At 65.2% G+C, this 9,589-nt stretch carries 2 protein-coding genes; both read left to right on the forward strand.

Annotated features, from left to right (window positions below):
* The coding region (locus ACLQ3J_RS20890; RefSeq protein ID WP_425904299.1) for a condensation domain-containing protein at positions 1–3,226 on the forward strand (3,226 nt) is incomplete at its 5' end.
* A 420-nt stretch (positions 3,227–3,646) separates the two neighbouring features.
* Positions 3,647–9,589, forward strand: a 5,943-nt coding sequence (locus tag ACLQ3J_RS20895) for an amino acid adenylation domain-containing protein (protein WP_425904300.1), incomplete at its 3' end; no start/stop codon positions are given.

Below are 9,589 nucleotides of genomic sequence, written 5' to 3' on the forward strand. Positions count from 1 at the left end.
TGCTGTCGCCACGCGCGAGGAGTGCGCGTCGTTGCGTGTGGTTCTTGTTGCGGGTGAAGCGTTCCCTGCGGCTTTGGCCGATCAATGCGCTGCCCTCGGGCTACCTCAGCTCCATAACCTCTACGGCCCGACCGAAGCGACAGTGCATGTCACGGCGTCGCCGGTCGACGGAGTCGGCACCGGTGCCGTCCCGATCGGGACACCTGTATGGAACACCGGGACCTACGTGCTGGACCAGCGACTCGTACCGGTACCGGTCGGAGTCGTGGGAGAGCTGTACCTCTCGGGTGCGCAGATCGCGAGGGGATACTTCGGGCGTACAGGAATGACGGCGGAGCGGTTCGTGGCGTCGCCGTTCGCTGCGGGTGAGCGCCTCTACCGCACCGGTGATCTTGTCCGGTGGAACAGTGACGGCGAACTGGAGTACATCGGTCGTACCGACTTCCAGGTGAAGTTGCGGGGTCTGCGGATCGAGCTCGGTGAGATCGAGGCGGCGCTGGCAGCGCACGAATCGATCACCCAGGCTGCGGTCGTGGTGTCGACCGCCGGTCTCGGGGACCAGCTCGTGGGATATGTGGTGCCCGTCGCGGGGGCCACGGTGGATCGTGACGAGTTGGCCGAGTTCGTCTCGGGGCTGTTGCCGGCGTACATGGTGCCGTCGGTGTTTGTGGTGCTCGACGAGTTCCCGTTGGGTTCGTCGGGCAAGCTGGACCGTAAGGCGTTGCCTTCCCCTGTCTTCGGAGATCGCGAATCCCGCGATCCCGCAACCGAATCCGAGATCGCGATCGCGAAGGTATGGGGCGAGGTCCTCGGAATCGATCGAGTCGGTGCGGAGGATTCGTTCTTCGCGCTCGGTGGCAACTCTCTGGTCGCTACCCGGGTGATCGCCCGAGTCAACGAGGCCCTCGGTTCTTCACTGGCGATCCGTGAATTGTTCGAGGAGCCCACCGTCGCCGGCCTCGCAGCGCGTATCGACGCGGGTCCCGTCGCATCCGGGAGGCCGGAACTCGTGGCGAGAACCCGCCCCGAACGGATTCCGCTGTCCCTTCCTCAGCAGCGAATATGGGTGCTGAACCAGCTCGACCCCACGTCCGGCTCCTACAACATCCCGCTCGGCATCCGGTTGCGTGGCGAACTCGATGTCGCGGGCCTGGGTGCGGCGGTGCGTGATGTCGTCGAACGTCACGAGGCACTGCGCACCGTGTACCCGCACGACGAACACGGCCCTCGGCAGCAGATCGTTCCGGCCACCACGGTGGAGGACCTGACGGTGGTGACCGCAGCCTCGGAGCAAGAGGCATTCGAGACCGTGGCGGAGGTCGCCGGGCGCGGATTCGACGTCACCACCGAGGTGCCTGTTCGAGGTCTTCTCGTAACGCTCGGTCCGGACGACCACGTGCTCGTGCTTGTCGTGCACCATATTTCGGCAGACGGTGCGTCGCTGCCTGCGCTGGCCCGCGACCTCATGGGCGCATACATCGCCAGGGCGGCAGGAACGGCCCCGGCCTTGCCTCCGCTCGAGGTGCAGTACGCCGACTTCGCGCTCTGGCAACAGGAGGTACTGGGCGACGCCGACGATCCCGACTCGCCCGCCGGGGTCCAACTGGCCTACTGGCGTGAGAGGCTCGCGGGCATACCGGATCTGCTCGACCTGCCCACCGATCGTCCGCGTCCCGCCCAGGCGAGCGGCCGGGGTGCAACCACGACGATCGAGGTGTCGGCGCAGACCCATGCCCGTCTCGACTCACTCGCCGGGTCGCGCCGGGCATCCCTGTTCATGGTGGTGCACGCCGCTCTCGCCGTCCTCCTCTCCCGGCTGAGCAACTCCCGCGATGTGGTCGTCGGTACCGCGGTGGCGGGCCGTGGCGCCCGAGCACTGGACGACGTGGTCGGCATGTTCGTCAACACGCTCGCGCTGCGCACGGACGTCGATCCGGCCACGGCCTTCGAGTCGCTGCTCGACGCAGTGCGATCCGGTGACCTCGAAGCGTTCACGCACGCGGACATTCCGTTCGAGCGTGTCGTCGACGAATTAGGGATCGCTCGGTCGTCCGCTCGTCATCCCGCGTTCCAGACCGTCCTGTCGTTCCAGAACCTCGAGCAGGCACGGATGGAACTGCCCGGTCTGACGGTCGACACGATCGGCACAGGGGAACTCGCGGCCAAGTTCGACCTGCAGGTCACCGTCGAACCTCACGACACCCCGGAGGGAACGCCGGCAGGCATGTCGGTAGCACTGACCTACGCGACCGATCTGTTCGACGAGGGCACCGTGGATGCGTTCGCCCGTCGTTTCGTGGCTCTCTTGGACAAGGTGGCTGCGGATCCCGCGGCGATCGTCGGAGACATCGAACTCCGCACGGAGGACGAGATCACAGCGGTGACAGGCAGCGCTCCGCGTCAGGACACCACGACGGTGCAGGACGCCGACGTCACCATCGCGCAGGAGTTGCGCGTCGCCGTCGAGTCCGATCCCGATGCGCCGGCAGTGGTGGTGGGCGACGTCGAGTCGACCTACGGCGAGGTCGAACAACGCTCGTCGCAGTGGGCTCGCTACCTGATCGCCCTCGGAGCCGGCCCGGGGGAGACGGTCTGCGTCGATCTGCCTGTAGGCATCGACTTGGTGATCGCTGCGTGGGCAGTGGTCAAGTCGGGTGCGGCACTGGCAGTCGGGTCGTCGGAGGCTGCCCGCTGGGTACTGACGACCACCGACCGCGACGTTCACGGCTCCGGCCGACGACTGGCTATGGACGCACCGGACCTGGTCTCGGAGGTGTCCGGCCTCTCGGCGCGGACGATTGCCTACACCGAGCGGACCGCCGTACCGAGTCTCGGGGATGCGGGGATCCGCTTCCCGGACACCGCGCTCTCCCAGGGAAGGGCGGTCGCGCTCCTCCGCAACGGTATCGTCGGCAAGGAGTTGACCTACGACGCAAGGATTCTCGTTGCCGGTCCGGACGCGAATCGGTGGGTGCTCCATGCCGTACTTGCTGCCGCCCTCGCGGGTGCCGTAGTGGTGATGGCGGACAACGCGTCCGATGTCGCCCATCTCGCGGAGGAAGAGTGGGTGACCCACGCGTTCGTGCCCCGCGATGCGGTGGATGCCCTGGCAACGTGCGCCGACCTCGAGACGGTGTTCGTGACCGACGGCGAAGACGTGAGCGCGCCGTCCGATGCGGCGTGGGTTCTCAGCCCGTCCAGAGATCCCTGGGCCACGGGTCGGTGAGGGACGCCATGGGAGCCGGGGCCGGCGGTCACTCGGGAGGACATGATTTGCACCCTGAACAGGAAGAACGCCAAATTTCCTTGTGTTGCGGGGGCTCTCGCGAGGTCATCCCAACGGGTGCGACCCACCAGTAGCCGTAACATGACCCCCGGCCCACGATGCTCTATTGGGCAGCTGACGACTGTCCGGTAACCAACGGGCGGCGACGGCCGAAACGGAGATATGAGGGAAGCGAGACCAGTGGTGAGTGAAGCCTCGCGCAAGGCCGGCATGCAGCAAGGGGACGGCGTCGCACGGGAAAACGTCGGCGAACCCGAGAGTGGACGGCCGCCAGTGTCCGAACGTGGACGGGAGCGTCGACGTCCCGCACGTCGGCGGGGTTCGCGCGCGATACTTCTGCCGCAGTTGCTTGGGACCGCGGTGGAACGTAACCCTTCTGCTCCCGCGGTGATGTTCGAGGATCGCTCGTGGACGTACGCGGAAATCGACGCCGACTCTTCGCGCCTCGCGCGAGCGTTGATCGACCGTGGACTCGGCCCCGAAGACATTGTCGCAATCTCGCTGGCCCGGTCGTTCGAGTCCGTGCTGGCCATCTGGGCGGTGGCGAAGACCGGTGCGGCCTTCGTTCCGGTAGATCCGAACTACCCTCCCGATCGCGTCGCGTACATGCTCGCGGATTCGGGTGCGGCGATCGGGCTTACGCTCGCGGCGACGGTGTCGTCGCTGCCGGACACCGTGGAGTGGCTCGCGCTCGACGACCCGCAATCGAGGGCCGAAGTGGAAGCGCTGTCGCCCGCTCCGGTGTCCTTCGACGAGCGCGTGAGTGTCCTGCGACCCGAGAACCCGGCGTACGTCATCTACACCTCGGGGTCCACGGGCCGCCCGAAGGGCGTTCCGGTGACGCACAGCGGTCTGTCCGACCTGGTACAAGAGATGGTGGACCGCTTCGGGGCCACTGCATCCTCCCGCACCCTTCACGTCGCCTCGCCCAGCTTCGACGCGTCGGTGCTCGAATGGCTGATGGCGATTTCCGTGAGTGCTGCCATGGTCGTCGCCCCGCCCGATGCGTTCGCCGGCGCCGAACTGACCGAGCTTCTTCGTCGTCACCGGGTGACCCACGCGCTGATTACGCCCGCGGTGTTGGCGTCGCTCGATTCCGAGGGACTCGACGGACTCGAAATGGTGGTGTCGGGCGGCGAGGCGTGCCCGCCGGATGTGGTGGAGCGGTGGGCACCGGGACGGCGGTTCCTCAACGCCTACGGGCCGACCGAAGCGACGATCATGACGCATTGCAGCGGTGCTCTCGAGCCGGGGAGGCCGGTGACCATCGGTACACCGGTGCGAAATCTGGGTGCGTACGTACTCGACAGCCGCCTGAATCCGGTCGCGCCCGGCGTTGCGGGTGAGCTGTATGTGTCGGGTCCCGCTCTTGCTCGTGGTTATCGGGGCAGACCGGGTCTGACAGCCGAACGTTTCGTTGCGGGTCCCGACGGAACGAGGCTCTACCGCACCGGTGATCTCGTCCGTGCGCCGCGTAGTGGCGACGACGAACTGATCTACCTGGGGCGCAACGATTTCCAAATCAAAATCCGCGGCCTTCGGGTCGAACTCGGTGAAATCGATGCCGCGCTTGCGACCTCCGATGGAGTCGATTTCGCGATCACTGTGGGCCGCGAGACGCCGGCGGGTGAGATGCGACTGGTGTCGTATGTGCATTCCGCGGGAGGTGTCGAGATCGATGCCGGAGAGATATCCGCAACGGTGTCGGAAATGCTTCCGGCGCACATGGTTCCGTCGGCGATCGTCGTGTTGGATGATGTGCCGTTGACGCCGTCGGGCAAAATCGATCGTGCGGCGTTGCCTGAGCCGGAGTCGGTTTCGGTGCAGTTTCGTCCACCCGCAACTGCGCTCGAGGTTGCCGTGGCGGAAGAGTTCGGCGCACTCCTCGGTGTCGAGTGCATCGGGCTCGATGACGACTTGTTCGCACTGGGTGGCAATTCACTCGTGGCGACCCGACTCGCCGCGCGCCTCGGTGAACGCCTCGGCACCCGCGTACCCGCGCGCCTGCTGTTCGAGCACTCCACGGTGGGAGAACTCGCGGCCCTGATCGAACCCCTCGCGGTAGGGAACGAGACCCCTCTCGTCGCGCAAACCCGTCCCGAGCTGGTGCCGTTGTCGCTGGCGCAGCAACGGATGTGGTTCCTCAACCGGTTGAATCCGGGGTCGGCGGCGAACAACATCCCGGTGGCGATCAGATTGTCGGGCTCGCTGGATGTCGACGCTTTGCAGGCGGCGGTGTCGGATGTGGTCGCGCGGCACGAGTCGTTGCGGACGGTGTATCCGGAGGTCGACGGGGTCGGTTTCCAGAAGGTGCTCGGTGCCGGCGATGCGGTCGTGGAGGTACGGGTCGAGGACGTGAGTGCCGACGATGCACCGGGGCGGGTCGTTGAGGCTGTGACTACCGGTTTCGATGTGACGCTCCAGGTTCCGGTGCGGGTGCGGTTGTTGCGGGTCGCGCCGCAGGAGCATCTGCTGGTGGTAGTGATTCATCATATTTCCGGTGACGGGTTCTCGATGGGGCCGTTGACCCGGGATGTGGTCACTGCGTATGCGGCGCGGGCCGCGGGCGCGGCCCCAGGGTGGTCGGCGCTCGAGGTGCAGTACGCGGATTACTCGTTGTGGCAGCGTGAGGTACTCGGCGACGAGTCGGACCCGGAGTCGTTGGCAGCCAAGCAGATCGCGTTCTGGAAACAGTCTTTGGACGGCCTTCCCGATCAGCTGGACCTTCCGACCGACCGGCCACGGCCGGCGGAACAGTCCTTTGCCGGCGACGACGTCGAGTTCGACATCGACGCAGATCTGCATCGTAAGCTGGTCGAGCTCGCACGAGCGCGGAACTCGACGTTGTTCATGGCGGTGCATGCGGCTTTCGCTGTGTTGCTCGCGCGTTTGTCGGGTACCGAGGACATCACGGTCGGCACTCCGATTGCGGGTAGGGGACGTCGCGAGCTCGACGATCTGATCGGTATGTTCGTCAACACTTTGGTTCTGCGTTCCCACGTGGATGTGAGCGGTTCGTTCGATGCTCTGCTCGAGCAGACACGCGAGCGGGATCTTCAGGCGTTCGCGCATGCCGATGTTCCGTTCGAGCGTCTCGTCGAGGTTCTCAACCCTGAACGGTCCACCGCGCGGCATCCGCTGTTCCAGGTGGGGTTGTCGTTCCAGAACTTGGCAGCGACGAGCCTGGAGCTGCCGGGTCTGACGGTGTCGGGGTTGGATGCGCAAGTGCAGACCTCGCAGTTCGACCTGCATTTGGTCGCCGCGGATCGTTACCACGAGGATGGGTCTCCGGCGGGGATCGGTAGCGTGTTGACGTTCGCGACGGATCTGTTCGACAGGTCGACGGTTGTGGGGATCGCGGAGCGGTTCGTGCGAGTGCTCGAGCAGATCGTCGCCGAGCCGGGGCTTCCGGTGGGAGATCTCGATATTCTCGGGGTCGAGGAGCGGAACCTGGTGCTGGAGGAGCACAACCGCACGAGCTGCCCGCTCGGGGCGCCGGTGACGTTGGTGGACTTGTTCGATACTCAGGTACGGCGTGATCCTGCGGCGACGGCGATTGTTTTCGAGGGCGTGTCGCTGTCCTATCAGGAGTTCGATGCTCGGGTGAACCGGCTTGCCCGTCATTTGATTTCGGTGGGGGTTGGGCCGGAATCGACTGTGGCGTTGGCGATGCGGCGGTCGGTGGAGCTGCTGGTGGGTATGTATGCGGTGGCCAAGGCCGGTGGTGCGTACGTGCCGCTGGATCCGGATCAGCCGGCGGAGCGTACGGGCTACCTTGTGTCGGTGGCGGCTCCTGCGGTGGTGTTGACCACCGCGCGTGACGAGTTCGATGTTCCCGAGGACTTGGGTTCCGGGATCGTCGTCGTTCGGCTCGACACTGCGGACCTCGATGGGTACTCGGATTCGCCGGTCACGGATGTCGATCGGGTGGCGCCGTTGCGGCCGGAGAACACGGCGTATGTGATTTTCACGTCGGGTTCGACGGGGCGGCCGAAGGGTGTGGCGGTCTCTCATGCGGCGATTGTCAACCAAATGCTGTGGATGCGGGATGAATACGGTCTCGGTCCGGATGATGCGCTGTTGCTGAAGACGGCTGCGACGTTCGATCTGTCGGTGTGGGAGTTCTGGTCGGCGCTTGTATCCGGTGGTCGTGTTGTTGTTGCGGGGCCGGACGGTCATCGTGATCCGGCGTATCTCAACGATCTTGTCGCATCGGAGGGTGTGACGACTTTGCATGTGGTGCCGTCGATGCTGTCTGCGTTGATGACGGACAGGGACGGTGTTCTGCCGTCTTCTCTGCGCCGGGTGCTCGCTATCGGTGAGGCGTTGCCTGCGTCTACAGCGCAGCGGTTCCTTGCCGGCAATGAGGCCCGGTTGGACAATCTTTACGGTCCGACCGAGGCTGCGGTGTCGGTTACCGATCACACTGTCGATGTGTCCGATGTGGTGTCTGTGCCGATCGGATCACCGCAATGGAATACCCGGTTGTATGTGCTCGATGCGCGTTTGCAGCCGGTGCCGGTGGGTGTTCCGGGTGAGTTGTATCTTGCGGGTGCGCAGCTTGCTCGTGGGTATTTCGCGCGGCCTGATCTGACGGCGGAGCGGTTTGTGGCGTCGCCGTGGGGTGATGGTGAGAGGTTGTACCGTACGGGTGATCTGGTGGCGTGGACGAGTGACGGTGAGCTCGAGTATTTGGGTCGTACGGATTTCCAGGTGAAGGTTCGTGGTTTCCGGATCGAGCTCGGTGAGATCGAGTCGGCGCTGCGGCGGATGGACGACATTCGTGACGTGGCTGTGGTTGCTCGTGGCAGTGAGCGTGTGGGTACTCGTGTGGTTGCGTATCTGGTTCCTCGGCCGGGTATCGATCTCGATACCGGGGAGGTTGCATTCGCGCTGGGTCGGAGTGTGCCGGCTTATATGGTGCCGTCGGCTTTTGTGGTGCTCGAGGGGTTGCCTCTCAACGCTAATGGCAAGCTGGATCGTAGGGCGTTGCCGGATCCGGTGTTCGAGGTCACGGAGTTCCGGGCTCCGGCTACCTCTGCCGAGCAGGTCGTGGCGTCGGTGTTTTCCGAGGTGCTCGGTGTCGAGCGGGTCGGGCTCGATGATGATTTCTTCGCTTTGGGTGGTAACTCGCTGATTGCGACCCAGGTGGTCGCGCGCCTGGGTGCGGCACTCGATACTCGGGTGCCGGTGCGCGTGCTGTTCGAGGCGTCCACCGTCGGGGAACTGGCGGTGCGGGTGGAGCAGGTGTCCGGTGGGGGTGTCGGGGTTCCGTTGGTTGCGCGGGTGCGTCCGGCACAGATTCCCCTGTCGTTGGCGCAGCAGCGGATGTGGTTCCTCAACCGGCTGGATCCAGAATCTGCAGTCAACAATATTCCGGTGGCGATCAGGTTGTCGGGCTCGTTGGATGTCGATGCGTTGCAGGCGGCGGTGTCGGATGTGGTCGCGCGACACGAGTCGTTGCGGACGGTGTATCCGGAGATCGACGGGGTCGGATTCCAAGAGGTCCTGCCCGCATCGGACTCGATCGTCGAGGTACGTCCGGAAACTGTCGCGGCCGACGAGGTCCCGGCACGTGTCACGGAGGTTGTGGCTGCCGGTTTCGATGTGACGCAGCAGGTTCCGATCAGGGTGCGGCTGCTGCGAATCACGCCGGAAGAGCATGTGCTGGTGGTCGTGGTCCATCACATCTCCGGCGACGGGTTCTCTATGGCGCCCCTGACCCGGGATGTGGTCGCCGCGTACGTGACACGGGTGGAGGGCAAGGAACCCGCTTGGGCCGAACTCGAGGTGCAGTACGCGGATTACACGTTGTGGCAGCGTGAGGTCCTCGGCGACGAGTCCGATCCGGAGTCGTTGCTCGCGCGGGAAACCGAGTTCTGGCGCACTGCTTTGGCGGACCTGCCGGAGGAGTCGACGTTGCCGTCCGACCGGCCCCGCCCGGCGGTGTCGAGTTACCGGGGTGCCTCGCACGGATTCACGATCGATCGGCGCGTCCGTTCCGATCTAACTGATCTCGCACGCCGCAGTGGTGCAACGGAATTCATGGTCGTGCATGCAGCTCTAGCGGTGCTGCTGTCACGGTTGAGCGCCCAGTCCGATATTGCGATCGGGACGCCCGTCGCGGGTCGTGGTGAGGCTGCGCTCGATGATCTCGTGGGTATGTTCGTCAACACGCTCGTATTGCGGACGTCGGTTGATGGTGGGGTGTCGTTCGGGGACTTCCTCGATGAGGTCCGCCGGGTGGATCTCGATGCGTTCGCGCATGCGGATGTGCCGTTCGAGCGGTTGGTGGAGGTGCTC

Origin of the sequence: Rhodococcus sp. DT1 (assembly GCF_049844875.1) — a bacterium.
Taxonomy (GTDB): Bacteria; Actinomycetota; Actinomycetes; order Mycobacteriales; family Mycobacteriaceae; genus Rhodococcus.